This is a genomic window from Lactobacillus sp. ESL0246, assembly GCF_003692965.1.
In the GTDB taxonomy this organism is placed as follows: domain Bacteria; phylum Bacillota; class Bacilli; order Lactobacillales; family Lactobacillaceae; genus Lactobacillus.
Map to the genome: position 1 here is coordinate 1 of NZ_REHC01000006.1, position 12,787 is coordinate 12,787.

The window sequence follows — 12,787 nt, forward strand, 5'->3', positions numbered from 1 at the left end:
AGAGAAAGTACGGTGGCAAAAGCAAGAAGGAAACACCTGTAACCATGCCGAACACAGCAGTTAAGCTTCTTAACGCCGAGAGTAGTTGGTGGGAGACTGCCTGCGAGGGTAGGAAGCTGCCGTGCTTATGGAGGATTAGCTCAGCTGGGAGAGCATCTGCCTTACAAGCAGGAGGTCACAGGTTCGAGCCCTGTATCCTCCATACCGAGTCGTTAGCTCAGTCGGTAGAGCATCTGACTTTTAATCAGAGGGTCGACGGTTCAAGCCCGTCACGACTCATGACCCCATTTTGCGGGTGTGGCGGAATTGGCAGACGCGCTAGATTTAGGTTCTAGTGTTCTCGGACGTGTGGGTTCAAGTCCCACCACCCGTATTCGCCAATATTTATACCATATTTACATCATGCCGATTTAGCTCAGTTGGTAGAGCATCTGTCTTGTAAACAGGGGGTCGTACGTTCAAATCGTATAATCGGCATACATAGTTACGCGGAAGTAGTTCAGTGGTAGAACATCACCTTGCCATGGTGGGGGTCGCGGGTTCGAATCCCGTCTTCCGCTTTCATTACTTGCCGGGGTGGCGGAATTGGCAGACGCACGGGACTTAAAATCCCGCGGTTGGTTTCAACCGTACCGGTTCGACTCCGGTCCTCGGCATTTAATGATGCGCCCTTAGCGCAACTGGATAGAGTGTCTGACTACGAATCAGAAGGTTGAAGGTTCAAATCCTTCAGGGCGCATATTTACGGGAAGTGGCTCAGTTTGGTAGAGCACCTGGTTTGGGACCAGGGGGTCGCAGGTTCGAATCCTGTCTTCCCGATTTGTAATCTTTATATCTTATGGTTACATTTGTTGGCGGTGTAGCTCAGCTGGCTAGAGCGTCCGGTTCATACCCGGGAGGTCGAGGGTTCGATCCCCCCCGCCGCTATTCGCTAGAGCTTGGACCTTTAGCTCAGTTGGTTAGAGCAGACGGCTCATAACCGTCCTGTCGTAGGTTCGAGTCCTACAAGGTCCATAACCAATGTAGGTTTTGTACATTTATTTAATAATAACATCGCGGGATGGAGCAGTATGGTAGCTCGTCGGGCTCATAACCCGAAGGTCGGTGGTTCAAATCCACCTCCCGCAATATGGTCCATTGGAGCAGTGGTTTATCTCGTCTCCCTGTCACGGAGAAGATCATCAGTTCAAATCTGATATGGACCGTAAGATGGCTCGGTAGCTCAGTCGGTAGAGCAAAGGATTGAAGCTCCTTGTGTCGGCGGTTCGATTCCGTCCCGCGCCATTTTAGTTTAAGTGCGGGTATGGTTTAGTGGTAAAACGAAAGCCTTCCAAGCTTTAGTCGCGAGTCCGATTCTCGTTACCCGCTTTATAGGGGGCCTATAGCTCAGCTGGTTAGAGCGCACGCCTGATAAGCGTGAGGTCGATGGTTCAAGTCCATTTAGGCCCATATATATTTATGGAGACTTACTCAAGTGGCTGAAGAGGCGCCCCTGCTAAGGGTGTAGATCGGGTTATTCCGGTGCGAGAGTTCGAATCCCTCAGTCTCCGTTAAGAACAAAAAAGACTATTAAGCTTATTCTTTAATAGTCTTTTTTTGTTCTTAATTTAATTCTTTGAGAAAGTAAGATAATTGTTTTTTATTCTAAAGTTTATTTCTAAGTTTATCTTTAGCTAATAATCTGTCTTTCATGTTGCCATTATTGCTTTATATCCCAACGACAGGTTGTATTTCAAATGTTTTCATTTTATCACAACAATATTGTAACTTAAGTTGCTTTTTTGTTTGTGCCTTTTTTTACACAATAATAATTTTGGCAAATTGCTAGTTTTGATTCTAAAACCTATTTTAACTTAGGAGATAAGGTATCCAGTTCAATGATCTTGTTGAAGTTAGTTATTAATATTCTGTGGTATAGCTATCGGGATATTAATCATTAGCAGAAAAGTTAAAAAATTGAGGTTTTATATGTTATAAACTTTATAAGAGACGTTATTGCTACATTATTTTTATGTAAAATAAAAAAAGTTAACTTTTTTGTGAAAACCTCTTGCAAGATTCAAATTATTCCTGTATTATAAATAACGTTGTTGATTTAAAAAAGCAGTTAAGCGTTGAAATCAGGAATAAAAAGTAGTTGACAAATTCAGCTAAGTTAGGTATTATAATTAAGCGTCATGTGACGTTAATAATAACGAACATGACCCGTTGGTCAAGTGGTTAAGACATCGCCCTTTCACGGCGGTAACATGGGTTCAAATCCCGTACGGGTCATTACCATTAAGTTGGTACATTTACATTTGGAGGATTACCCAAGTGGCTTAAGGGGACGGTTTTGAAAACCGTTAGACGGTCTTGCCGTGCGTGGGTTCAAATCCCACATCCTCCTTTAATAACATCGCGGGATGGAGCAGTATGGTAGCTCGTCGGGCTCATAACCCGAAGGTCGGTGGTTCAAATCCACCTCCCGCAATATGGTCCATTGGAGCAGTGGTTTATCTCGTCTCCCTGTCACGGAGAAGATCATCAGTTCAAATCTGATATGGACCGTAAGATGGCTCGGTAGCTCAGTCGGTAGAGCAAAGGATTGAAGCTCCTTGTGTCGGCGGTTCGATTCCGTCCCGCGCCATCAGCCTGGAGGAGTAGCGAAGTGGCTAAACGCGGCGGTCTGTAAAACCGCTCTCTCTGAGTTCGGCGGTTCGAATCCACCCTCCTCCATAATAGGGATATCGTATAAAGGTAGTACATCGGTCTCCAAAACCGCTAGTGTGGGTTCAATTCCTACTATCCCTGTTTAACTTCATGGCGGAATTGGTGAAGGGGTTAACACACCGGTTTGTGGATCCGGCATACATGGGTTCGAATCCCATATTCCGCCCTAGCATTGGGATATAGCCAAGTGGTAAGGCACTAGACTTTGACTCTATTATGCGCTGGTTCGAATCCAGCTATCCCAATCTATTAATAAAATATTCAATGGCGGTGTAGCCAAGTGGTAAGGCAGAGGTCTGCAAAACCTTAATCGTCGGTTCAAATCCGATCCCCGCCTTAAGGTTCAGTCATTGAACTATTAGTTAATAATATTAGACGATGGCGGTGTGGCGGAATTGGCAGACGCGCCAGACTCAAAATCTGGTGTCCGTTTAGGACGTATCGGTTCGACCCCGATCACCGCTATTTTTAACAGCTCCCTATGGAGCTGTTTTTGTTTATAAATTTTTCTTTATAAAAATTGCACATGTTATGTGGAATCTTTATAATACCTTTATACGGAGGTATTCAAATGAATATTGGTATTTTTACCGATACATATTTTCCACAGATTAGTGGTGTGGCCACTTCTATCAAGACGCTGAAGGATGCCCTTGAAGAACAAGGCCATAATGTATTTATTTTTACAACAACTGATCCACACGTAGCTAAAGGGACAGTCGAGGCAAATGTTTTTCGTTTTAGTAGCATGCCATTTATTTCGTTTACAGATCGCCGAGTTGCTTATCGAGGCTTTTTTGAGGCAACAAAAGTTGCCCGAGAGGTTAAACTGGATATCGTTCATACACAGACAGAATTTGCATTAGGAATGATTGGCAAATATGTTGCACACCAACTAAAAATCCCAGCAATTCATACATATCACACAATGTATGAAGATTATTTACACTACGTGTTAAATGGTCATTTGTTGCGGCCTTACCATGTTAAGCAGTTTACGAATGTCTTTCTTAAAAGTATGGATGGTGTAATTGCTCCTAGTAAGCGCGTTGAGGAGCTTTTACGACGGTATAAAGTTTCTATTCCACTAAAAATTATTCCTACTGGAGTTGATATTAAAAGCCTTAATACGCCAGTTAACCGCAATGTTCGTCATGAATTGGGAATAGCGGACAATGCCCCCGTTTTATTAACGTTAAGCCGAATTGCTGGAGAAAAAAAGATTGACCGGATTTTAAATGTGATGCCAGAAATCATCGATGAATTTCCTCAGCTGCGTTTGGTGATTGCTGGAGATGGTCCTGATGTGGAAACTTTGAATGAGCAAGTAGAACGATTAACGCTTGAGGATAATGTAATTTTTGCTGGAGATGTTTTACATGAAGATGTAGGTGCCTTTTATAAAATGGCCGATCTATTCATTTCGGCTAGTGATACAGAAACACAAGGTTTAACCTATATAGAAGCTTTGGCTGCTGGAACTAAATGTGTTGTTTATGATACAGATTACACAGAGCACGTGTTTGATGATAAGGATTTTGGACAGGTTTTTACACGTCCTGATCAAATGAGGGATGAGATATTGTCATATCTCAGAGAAGATCCTATAAAAATTCCAGAAAAGAAATTATCTAAAAAACTTGAACAAATTTCCGCCAAACGATTTGGAAGTGAGGTTCACCAATTTTATAAAGACGTAATTGAAAACTATCAAGTAAATCTCAAAGAGGATAGCAATGATTAGAATTAATATGTTTTCACAGGCTGCTTCTGTTAAAGGTCAAGGTGTGGGCTCTGCTTATAACGAACTTATTAGTCTGCTTAGAAAGCGCTTAGTGGATCAGTTTTATGTAACAAATAATAAGTATGGTGAGAGTGATTTGACTCATTATCACACGATTAATCCCACTTATTTCGTTAATAGTTTTTCCCCCGCTCGTGGCCGCAAAATCGGTTACGTTCACTTTTTACCAGAAACACTTGAGGGTTCAGTTAAATTACCCTCATGTGCCAAGAATATTTTTTACAATTATGTGATTAATTTCTATAAACGAATGGATCAGATCGTTGTAGTTAACCCGATTTTTATTGATAAATTAGTCAAATATGGAATTAAACGTGAAAATGTTCAGTATATTCCCAATTTTGTTGCAAAAAGTGAATTTTATATTGAAAGCCAAGAAAAAAAGAATGCCTTTCGTCATCAATTAAAAATACCATTAGATAAATTTGTGGTTTTTGGTGATGGTCAAGTTCAGGAACGTAAAGGTGTTGATGACTTTGCGCGAATGGCTCAGGCCAATCCTGAAATGCAGTTTATTTGGGCTGGTGGATTTTCCTTTGGTAAAATTACTGACGGCTATGATCACTTTAAAAAATTGGTTGATCATCCGCCGAAGAACTTAAAGTTTACAGGGATCATTGATCGTGAACAATTGGTGGATTACTTAAATATTGCTGACCTCTTTGTCTTGCCATCATTTGATGAATTATTTCCAATGTCCGTTTTGGAAGCTTTTAGTTGCGGAACACCTGTCTTGCTTCGTGACCTTGAGTTATACAAAGCAATTATCAGCGGATATTATTTAAAGGGTAATGATTTTTCTGAGATGAACGCGCGATTGCATCAGGTTGCCAATGATAAGACGCTTTTGAATAAATATAGTAATTTATCTAATATGGCTAGTGAGAAATATTCAGAAGATAATTTGGCTCGAATTTGGAGTGATTTTTATCATGAACAGTATGAACTTGGTCGTAAATTGGGACAGATTCGCTGATGAATAAAAAATATCTGTGGGGAATTATTATTGTCTTATCGATCAGTGTTGGGGTTTTATATTTTGATTTACGCAATATTCCAATTAGACAATTACAACATGTTGCTCAAAATATTAATCCAGTTGGTTTACTATTGGTATTTGGCCTGATGCTTGCTTCTTACTTGTTTGAAGCAACTACTTTAGCAGTTTTAGCAAAAAGTCAAAATGAACCGCAGCGTTCAAAATGGGCATTTTTTAGAATTCCAATTATTCAAGCTTTATTTAATGCAATAACCCCAATGTCAACTGGTGGTCAACCGTCGCAATTAGCTGCAATGATCCAAATGGGTATTGAGGGCGGGCGTGCTACCTCTTTATTAGTGATGAAGTTTATTATTTATCAGGTTGTAGTTTTTTTCGCTTATGTAGTGACTATTATTACTGGGTTTCAGATGGTAGCGACTAAATTTGCCGGGCTAGCCCTTTTAATTGCAATTGGTTTTTTAATTCATATTAGTTCTATTGCTTTTTTATTGGCAACACTTTTTGCGTATACGTGGACAAAAAAGGTTACCAATGTGTTAATGACTTTTTTGGCAAAATTTGTTGATGCTAAACGCGTCGCAAGTTGGCAAAAAAATGTTATGGCCAAAATTGATTCTTTTTATCAAGAAAGTCAAAAATTAAAAAAAGAAAAAAAGAAATTACTTTTGTGTTGTGGGTTGACGATATTACAGCTACTTTGCTTTTATTCAATTCCTTTCATGATTTTGGTAGCACTTAATATTTCAGCAGATTGGATCAATGTGACCCAAATGAATATTATGATTACTATGTTAATGGCAGTTGTCCCAATTCCAGGAGCATCGGGAGGAGCGGAATATAGCTTCCAAAAGCTTTTTGCAAGTTTTGTTAGTTCTAAAGAATCGCTAATTGTGGGAATGTTTCTTTGGCGATTTGTTACGTATTTTTTTGGAATGATTATCGGGATTGGGGGATGGATTTTTAAACCCAAAAGGGTCGTAGATCAACAAAATGATTAATTTTCACTAAAATTACTAACCTTAATTTTACTTGATGTAGTATCTTAGCAAGATGGGGAGATAAAAGGATGACACGGACTAAGTCTTTTATACAATGGTTAACCAAAAACAAATTAGGCTTTTTTACCATTGTTTTAATATCATTTTGGATAAAATCTTACTTAATATACATAACCAAATTTAATTTGGGCGCAGTCGGGGCAATGCAAAATTTCCTTTTATTACTTAATCCTCTTCCAACGGGAATACTTCTATTAGGAATAGGGCTGTTCTTTAAGGGACGTAAGTCATATTGGATTATTATTATAATTGATTTTTTGTTAAGTTTATGGCTATTTGCAAATATTTTGTATTATCGCGAATTTTCTAATTTTTTATCATTTTCAATTATTAAAACTTCTGGTTCAACAGCTGATAATTTAGGTAAGAGCATAGTGGGAATTACACATGCGACTGATTTTCTATCTTTTCTGGATGTTGTGGCAATTTTTGCTCTTTTATGTAGTAAGATTATCCACTACGATTTACGACCATTAAAAGTCAAGTTTAATTTGTTAGTCGAAAGTTTAGCTATAGTATTAATTGGAATTAACTTGTTGATGGCACAAAAAGATCGCTCAGGATTACTAACGAGAACTTTTGATAATAGTTATATTGTTAAGTACCTCGGTATTAACGAATATGCGGTATATGATGGTTTTAAAACTGCTCAAACTAGTGAACAAATGGCAAAGGCAAACGTTTCAGATTTGCGTTCAGTAAAAAAATACTTAAAAATAAACTACATTAAGCCAAATGCAGAATACACTGGAGTTGCAAAAGGTAAAAATGTTCTAGTTATTCACCTTGAAAGTTTTCAACAGTTTTTGATTGGCTATAAGTGGAAAGGTAAAGAAGTAACCCCTAATCTGAATAGATTATACCACTCCAAAAGTACGCTAAGTTTTGCAAATTTTTATAATCAAGTAGGGCAAGGTAAGACATCTGATGCTGAAATGATGTTGGAAAACTCGCTGTATGGTTTACAATCCGGCTCGGCTATGTCAAGTTATGGTACTTCTAATACGTTTGAAAGTGCTCCAGCGATTCTTCAACAAAAATCAGGTTATACAACAGCAGTAATGCATGGTGGTGCCGGTTCGTTTTGGAATCGTAATAATGCTTACAAGCAGTTTGGTTATCAATATTTTATGCCACTTTCATATTATGAAAATAAACCTAAATATTATATTGGTTACGGTTTAAAGGACAAAATTTTCTTTTCTCAATCAATTAAATATATAGAACGTTTACCACAACCCTTTTATCTTAAGCTGATTACTGTGACAAACCACTACCCATATGATTTAGATAAAAAGAATCAAACAATTACACGTACTGATACAGGTGATGAAACAGTTGATGGATATGTGCAAACCGCTCATTATTTGGACCAAGCAATTGGCGAACTTCTCAGTTGGTTAAAGAAAACGGGGCTTGATAAAAACACACTTCTAGTATTGTATGGTGATCATTATGGTATTTCGGGTAATCATCATAAGGCTAGTGCAGAATTACTAGGTCAAGATGAATTTAACAATTTTGATAATTTAAAGTTTCAACGTGTACCTTTGATGTTTCATATGAAGGGGTTGAAAGGTGGGATTAGTAAAACTTATGGTGGAGAAATAGATGTTTTACCAACGCTACTCAATTTATTAGGAATTAGTAATTACTCTACAATTCAATTTGGTCATGATTTACTTAGTTCTGAAGCCCCGCAAATAGTGGCTCAACGAAATGGTGATTTTATTACTCCGCAATATGCTAAAGTTGGCAGTGCCTATTTTTACACAAAAACAGGTGATGAAATTGTTAACCCGGATTTAAAATTAAAGAAAGAGTTAATTTCGCTTTCAAACAAAGTAACGACACAATTGTCTTTGTCAGATCGTGTAATTACTGGAAACTTGTTGCGTTTTTATAAACCCAAGTGGTTTAAACGGGTTAAATCGCATGATTATGATTATAATAAAGAAGTGGCGTTAAAAAATTTATATTCTAAAGATAAGACATCGCTGTGGTATCGTCACCATAAAAAAACGACACAAAAGATGTTTAAAACTAATGCGCCAGAGTTAGAAAAATAAAACTCGAAATAATATATATTTTGTGTTAAAATTTATCAGTAATCGTATCTGTATATTGGAGGCAGCGTATTGTATAACTTATTTATGACGCTACTAATTATTGTTTCAATCTTAATTGTTATTGTGACAATGATGCAGCCGCAAAAGCAGCAAGATGCATTGAACGCCTTATCTGGCGGTGCAGTTTTTAGTGGCCAAACGAAAAAACGTGGTTTTGAGGCATTTATGGAAAAGGTGACGGCCGTTTTACTGGTTCTCTTTTTCGCTTTTGCTATTGTATTAGCTTATTTGTCTTCAAAGTAAGTTTCAGTTCCTCCCGATCAAGTGATGGGAGGACTTTTTTTATCTATTTATAAGAAATGGAGATTTAGTGCATGGCACAAAATGAGAAAATTTTAGCTAATGTTTTAGAAATCTTTCGCCATAATCCTAAAAAACAATATCAAGTAGAACAAATTGAACGTCTTCTGCGACGTGATCGTTTAGGGGGATTTTCTGACATTGTTAAGGCTCTATCTTTTTTGGAACAGGAAAAGAAAATTATTACTGATGGTCATGGACACTATCAATTAGCTCAAGAAAATATCATTGTAGAAGGAACTTTTAAGGCTAATAGTAAGGGATTTGGCTTTGTTAAACTTGATGATGAGGATACAGATGATATTTTTATTTCAAGAGATTACACTAACTACGCAATTGATGGCGACCAAGTTAGAGTTAAAATTACAGCTGGGGGCAATCCTTGGAATGGCAAAGGTCCTGAAGGACAGGTTGAGGCAATTATCGAACACGGGCTTAAGACCTTAGTTGGTGAATTTTATGCTTTAACAGATGCTCAAGTTAAAGTTAGCCACTTCATTGGTTATGTTTCAAGTACGAATAAAAAATTAACTAATTATCGTGTGTACGTGGGTGAGAATGGTTTACATCCCCAACCAAAGGATATTGTTAAAGTAACAGTCAGCGATTATCCAAATGCAGATAATCCTGATGCGATGGTGGGAGCAGTCATTGGAATTGTTGGTAATAAAAATATGCCCGGTGTTGACATTATGGCAATTGTTGCTGATCATGATGTTAAAACTGAATGGGATGAGGAAGCACAATTACAAGCTAATAAAATTCCAGATCACGTTACTGAAAGTGAAATGGTCAACCGTGAAGATATTAGAAATCAACCAACGGTGACAATTGATGGGGATGATTCTAAAGATTTTGATGATGCGGTCGTTTTGTGGAAATTGCCTAACGGTAATTATCATCTTGGAGTACACATTGCTGATGTAGCACACTATGTTCGGGAAAATACACCACTTGACAAAGAAGCCTTTACACGGGGTAATAGTACTTATCTTGTTGACCGGGTAATTCCAATGTTACCGTTTCGACTATCTAATGGAATTTGTTCTTTAAACGAAGGTGTAGATCGGTTAGTTTTATCGTGTGAAATGGAAATCACACCAGAAGGTGACCGAGTAAATTATCAAATTCATCCGTCAGTTATGCGCTCACATGGCAGGATGACTTATAATAATGTTAACAAGGTTTTGGACCCAGAAAACCACGAGGTACTGGAGAAAAAATATCAAGACCTTGCACCAATGTTGCAAGAAATGGCAGAATTACATAATGTGCTTTATCAAAAGAGACATCAACGTGGGGCAATCGATTTTGAGGAACCAGAAGCTAAAATAGTTGTTGATAAGAATGGTAAACCCTTAGATATTGTTCTTCATGATCGGGGAACAGCTGAGAAAATGATTGAATCATTTATGTTGATGGCCAATGAAACGGTTGCTGAAGATTTTTATAAAAAACATGTGCCATTTCTCTATCGTGTTCATGAAACGCCTGATGGTGAAAGAATTAAGAGCTTTTTTGAATTTTGTAGTGCATTTGGGCTGAATATTACAGCTGATCCTAATCATGTTAAACCAATTGACTTACAAAAAGTGGTTACTAAAACAATAGGTACACCAGAAGAAGCAGTTGTTCAAATGATGATGTTACGTAGTCTGAAACAAGCACATTATTCTGAAGAGCCACTTGGTCATTTTGGATTAGCAGCACAGTTTTATACACACTTTACTTCGCCAATTAGGCGTTATTCTGATTTAATGGTTCATCGAATGATACATTTTTACAGTGAACAAGGATTGAGTAAGGATGTTCAAGACCATTTTGCTAATTACTTGCCTGACGTCGCTGATCAAACTTCAACACAAGAACGGATGTCAATTGATACTGAGCGTGAAGTTAATGATTTAAAAATGACTGAATATATGGCTGATCAGGTTGGTCAACATTTCGAGGCAGTGGTTTCTTCAGTGACAAGCTTTGGAATGTTTATACAGTTACCTAACACAGTTGAAGGTCTGATACATATTTCAAATTTAAACGATGATTTTTATAGTTTTAATGAAAAGAATATGACTTTGACGGGGCGGGGAACTCATAAGCAATATCACGTGGGGATGCCAATAAAAGTTACATTAATCAATGCCAATGTTGATCAACATCAGCTAGATTTTGAAATTTATGACCCTAATTCGTCCCAAAAGATACATTCAAAAAATGATCATGGGGGTAATAAACGTAAATTTAACAATGATCGTGGTCGGCGTAATAGCAATCGAAGCAATTTTCATCAAAATACTAATCATCCTCATTTTAGTAAATATAAGCATTAGGTTAGAAAATTGAAAAACGAAAAAAATGACAATTTAATTACTCAAAATAAAAAAGCACATCATGATTATTTCATTAAAGAAACGTTTGAAGCAGGGATAGCCTTAACTGGAACTGAAATTAAATCAGTACGAGCACGACGGATCAACTTACGTGATGGTTATGTTCAAATTATTAGAGGTTCTGCCTTTTTAGAAAATGTACATATTAGTGAATATGAACAGGGGAATCGTTATAATCATGAACCGGTTCGGAGTAGACGGTTACTTTTACATAAAAAAGAGCTTACTCGTTTGGCAAAACAGCAGGCCGAACGTGGAATTGCAATCATTCCACTTAAAGTTTATTTGAAGCATGGTTTTGCTAAAGTATTAATTGGTGTGGGTCAAGGAAAGAAAAAATATGATAAGCGTGAGACCATCAAAAAGCGCGATCAAGAACGAGATTTACGAAGACAGTATAAGATTTAAAAAAATGTTTGATTATATCTATAGTCAAACTTTTTTAATATATCAAATTTTGATCACATAATATTATTTCTGTTAAAATGGAGGCAAACAAATTAATTGTGAAAAACTTAGCTAAGTGTATTGATTACATTTTTAATTTTGCGTATTATTAAAATAGATATATTTAGTATAATAGATTGATGCACTATCACTTAGAATTAACTTTTTTGGGTAGCACGGCAGAAATCTAAAATCTGCTAACGTGTAAGGAATTGAGGCAAAATGAAATTTAATGACGTTTATAATCATGAACGAGTAACGCGAAAGTTTACTAATCGTAAAGTTAATGAAAAAATGATTGCTCAAATAATTGAGCGGGCACAACAATCACCATCACTGCTTAACTCTCAGCCTTGGAAGGCATATACATTGACTGGTAATGCCCTCAGTGGCTTAAAGAAAGAAGTAAAAAAACAGCTTGATTTAAAAGTTGAACCACATGAAGATTTTGCGCGAATGCTATCACTTAATTGGGACCCATATCCTAGTCAAAATATGGCGGCTTTAGGAGCATCACAACCATACTTTTTTAATAATAAAATGGATTTATTTACTAATGCTAATAATACTATGTTTAATGCTCAGGATGTTGTATTTGTTACTATTCCTAAGGCGTCTCCTGTCTGGTCGGTTTATGATTTGGGAATTTTCTCGCAGAGTATAATGTTGTTGGCAATTAATGAAGGATTATCTGTTATGCCAGCACATTCAATGGTATCGTATCCAGAATTAGTTCGTAAGTATGGTCATATTTCCGAAGATGAGTTAATTGGAATGGCTATTGGATTAGGATATAAAGATAATACTGCTGAAGTAAATGATGATAAATATATTCCTGCTCGATTGCCATTTGAGGAAATTTATAAATTGGTTAAGTAGTTTGAGGATTTTTTATAAAAACAGGGGTATTGATGTTAAGATATATGGTAGAAGTTTTATTAAAA

At 37.0% G+C, this 12,787-nt stretch carries 8 protein-coding genes, 27 tRNA genes and 1 rRNA gene; all 36 read left to right on the forward strand.

All coding sequences use genetic code 11. The features are described from left to right. Positions 1–8 precede the first annotated feature (8 nt). The 36 genes from rrf (at position 9) to F5ESL0246_RS01870 (ending at position 12,722) form a co-directional block, all read left to right on the forward strand. Positions 9–125: ribosomal RNA gene (gene rrf, locus F5ESL0246_RS01695) — 5S ribosomal RNA — on the forward strand. Between the two features lie 4 nt (positions 126–129). After that, positions 130–202: transfer RNA gene (locus F5ESL0246_RS01700), tRNA-Val, on the forward strand. 4 nt (positions 203–206) lie between these two features. Further along, positions 207–279 (forward strand) — tRNA-Lys (locus tag F5ESL0246_RS01705). Positions 280–291: 12 nt separating this feature from the next. Continuing rightward, positions 292–373 (forward strand) — tRNA-Leu (locus F5ESL0246_RS01710). Between the two features lie 31 nt (positions 374–404). Continuing rightward, positions 405–477 (forward strand) — tRNA-Thr (locus F5ESL0246_RS01715). An 11-nt stretch (positions 478–488) separates the two neighbouring features. Beyond that, positions 489–560, forward strand: a tRNA-Gly gene (locus tag F5ESL0246_RS01720). A 10-nt stretch (positions 561–570) separates the two neighbouring features. Further along, positions 571–656 (forward strand) — tRNA-Leu (locus F5ESL0246_RS01725). 9 nt (positions 657–665) lie between these two features. Next, positions 666–739: transfer RNA gene (locus F5ESL0246_RS01730), tRNA-Arg, on the forward strand. A gap of 6 nt (positions 740–745) precedes the next feature. Beyond that, positions 746–819: transfer RNA gene (locus F5ESL0246_RS01735), tRNA-Pro, on the forward strand. A gap of 34 nt (positions 820–853) precedes the next feature. Further along, positions 854–927 (forward strand) — tRNA-Met (locus F5ESL0246_RS01740). 13 nt (positions 928–940) lie between these two features. Continuing rightward, a tRNA-Ile gene (locus F5ESL0246_RS01745) sits at positions 941–1,014 on the forward strand. Between the two features lie 40 nt (positions 1,015–1,054). Next, positions 1,055–1,128, forward strand: a tRNA-Met gene (locus F5ESL0246_RS01750). A gap of 3 nt (positions 1,129–1,131) precedes the next feature. Then, positions 1,132–1,205: transfer RNA gene (locus F5ESL0246_RS01755), tRNA-Asp, on the forward strand. Between the two features lie 6 nt (positions 1,206–1,211). Beyond that, positions 1,212–1,284: transfer RNA gene (locus F5ESL0246_RS01760), tRNA-Phe, on the forward strand. 13 nt (positions 1,285–1,297) lie between these two features. Beyond that, positions 1,298–1,368: transfer RNA gene (locus F5ESL0246_RS01765), tRNA-Gly, on the forward strand. Positions 1,369–1,375: 7 nt separating this feature from the next. Further along, a tRNA-Ile gene (locus F5ESL0246_RS01770) sits at positions 1,376–1,449 on the forward strand. An 11-nt stretch (positions 1,450–1,460) separates the two neighbouring features. Next, positions 1,461–1,550 (forward strand) — tRNA-Ser (locus F5ESL0246_RS01775). A gap of 652 nt (positions 1,551–2,202) precedes the next feature. Beyond that, positions 2,203–2,274 (forward strand) — tRNA-Glu (locus F5ESL0246_RS01780). Between the two features lie 28 nt (positions 2,275–2,302). Further along, positions 2,303–2,389 (forward strand) — tRNA-Ser (locus F5ESL0246_RS01785). Between the two features lie 10 nt (positions 2,390–2,399). Further along, positions 2,400–2,473: transfer RNA gene (locus tag F5ESL0246_RS01790), tRNA-Met, on the forward strand. Between the two features lie 3 nt (positions 2,474–2,476). Then, positions 2,477–2,550, forward strand: a tRNA-Asp gene (locus tag F5ESL0246_RS01795). 6 nt (positions 2,551–2,556) lie between these two features. Further along, a tRNA-Phe gene (locus F5ESL0246_RS01800) sits at positions 2,557–2,629 on the forward strand. A 7-nt stretch (positions 2,630–2,636) separates the two neighbouring features. After that, positions 2,637–2,718: transfer RNA gene (locus F5ESL0246_RS01805), tRNA-Tyr, on the forward strand. Between the two features lie 4 nt (positions 2,719–2,722). Continuing rightward, positions 2,723–2,793: transfer RNA gene (locus tag F5ESL0246_RS01810), tRNA-Trp, on the forward strand. Between the two features lie 12 nt (positions 2,794–2,805). Then, positions 2,806–2,878: transfer RNA gene (locus F5ESL0246_RS01815), tRNA-His, on the forward strand. A gap of 7 nt (positions 2,879–2,885) precedes the next feature. Further along, positions 2,886–2,957: transfer RNA gene (locus F5ESL0246_RS01820), tRNA-Gln, on the forward strand. A 21-nt stretch (positions 2,958–2,978) separates the two neighbouring features. Next, a tRNA-Cys gene (locus F5ESL0246_RS01825) sits at positions 2,979–3,049 on the forward strand. Between the two features lie 43 nt (positions 3,050–3,092). Next, positions 3,093–3,177, forward strand: a tRNA-Leu gene (locus tag F5ESL0246_RS01830). Between the two features lie 106 nt (positions 3,178–3,283). Beyond that, on the forward strand, positions 3,284–4,456 hold the full coding sequence (locus tag F5ESL0246_RS01835; RefSeq protein ID WP_122017830.1) for a glycosyltransferase family 4 protein: 1,173 nt from the start codon (positions 3,284–3,286) through the stop codon (positions 4,454–4,456). Further along, positions 4,449–5,492 (forward strand): glycosyltransferase family 4 protein, encoded by a 1,044-nt coding sequence (locus tag F5ESL0246_RS01840; protein WP_122017831.1) that lies wholly within the window; start codon positions 4,449–4,451, stop codon positions 5,490–5,492. Before F5ESL0246_RS01835 ends, F5ESL0246_RS01840 begins: the two co-directional genes overlap by 8 nt. Beyond that, on the forward strand, positions 5,492–6,517 hold the full coding sequence (locus F5ESL0246_RS01845) for a lysylphosphatidylglycerol synthase transmembrane domain-containing protein (protein WP_122017832.1): 1,026 nt from the start codon (positions 5,492–5,494) through the stop codon (positions 6,515–6,517). Before F5ESL0246_RS01840 ends, F5ESL0246_RS01845 begins: the two co-directional genes overlap by 1 nt. A gap of 68 nt (positions 6,518–6,585) precedes the next feature. Then, complete coding sequence (locus F5ESL0246_RS01850) at positions 6,586–8,646, forward strand: LTA synthase family protein (RefSeq protein WP_122017833.1); 2,061 nt, start codon at positions 6,586–6,588, stop codon at positions 8,644–8,646. 69 nt (positions 8,647–8,715) lie between these two features. Continuing rightward, positions 8,716–8,949 (forward strand): preprotein translocase subunit SecG, encoded by a 234-nt coding sequence (gene secG / locus F5ESL0246_RS01855; RefSeq protein WP_122017834.1) that lies wholly within the window; start codon positions 8,716–8,718, stop codon positions 8,947–8,949. 71 nt (positions 8,950–9,020) lie between these two features. After that, complete coding sequence (rnr, locus tag F5ESL0246_RS01860; protein ID WP_122017835.1) at positions 9,021–11,336, forward strand: ribonuclease R; 2,316 nt, start codon at positions 9,021–9,023, stop codon at positions 11,334–11,336. A 9-nt stretch (positions 11,337–11,345) separates the two neighbouring features. After that, a complete protein-coding gene (gene smpB / locus F5ESL0246_RS01865) occupies positions 11,346–11,804 on the forward strand; it encodes an SsrA-binding protein SmpB (RefSeq protein ID WP_122017836.1) in 459 nt (152 codons plus the stop codon). 261 nt (positions 11,805–12,065) lie between these two features. Continuing rightward, complete coding sequence (locus tag F5ESL0246_RS01870) at positions 12,066–12,722, forward strand: nitroreductase (protein ID WP_122017837.1); 657 nt, start codon at positions 12,066–12,068, stop codon at positions 12,720–12,722. Positions 12,723–12,787 lie beyond the last annotated feature (65 nt).

Bases quoted from the DNA above. Each gene is read 5' to 3' on its own strand.
- rnr (WP_122017835.1), top strand. From the start codon at position 9,021: ATGGCACAAAATGAGAAAATTTTAGCTAATGTTTTAGAAATCTTTCGC.
- F5ESL0246_RS01845 (WP_122017832.1), top strand. From the start codon at position 5,492: ATGAATAAAAAATATCTGTGGGGAATTATTATTGTCTTATCGATCAGT.
- F5ESL0246_RS01850 (WP_122017833.1), top strand. From the start codon at position 6,586: ATGACACGGACTAAGTCTTTTATACAATGGTTAACCAAAAACAAATTA.
- F5ESL0246_RS01870 (WP_122017837.1), top strand. From the start codon at position 12,066: ATGAAATTTAATGACGTTTATAATCATGAACGAGTAACGCGAAAGTTT.
- F5ESL0246_RS01835 (WP_122017830.1), top strand. From the start codon at position 3,284: ATGAATATTGGTATTTTTACCGATACATATTTTCCACAGATTAGTGGT.
- F5ESL0246_RS01840 (WP_122017831.1), top strand. From the start codon at position 4,449: ATGATTAGAATTAATATGTTTTCACAGGCTGCTTCTGTTAAAGGTCAA.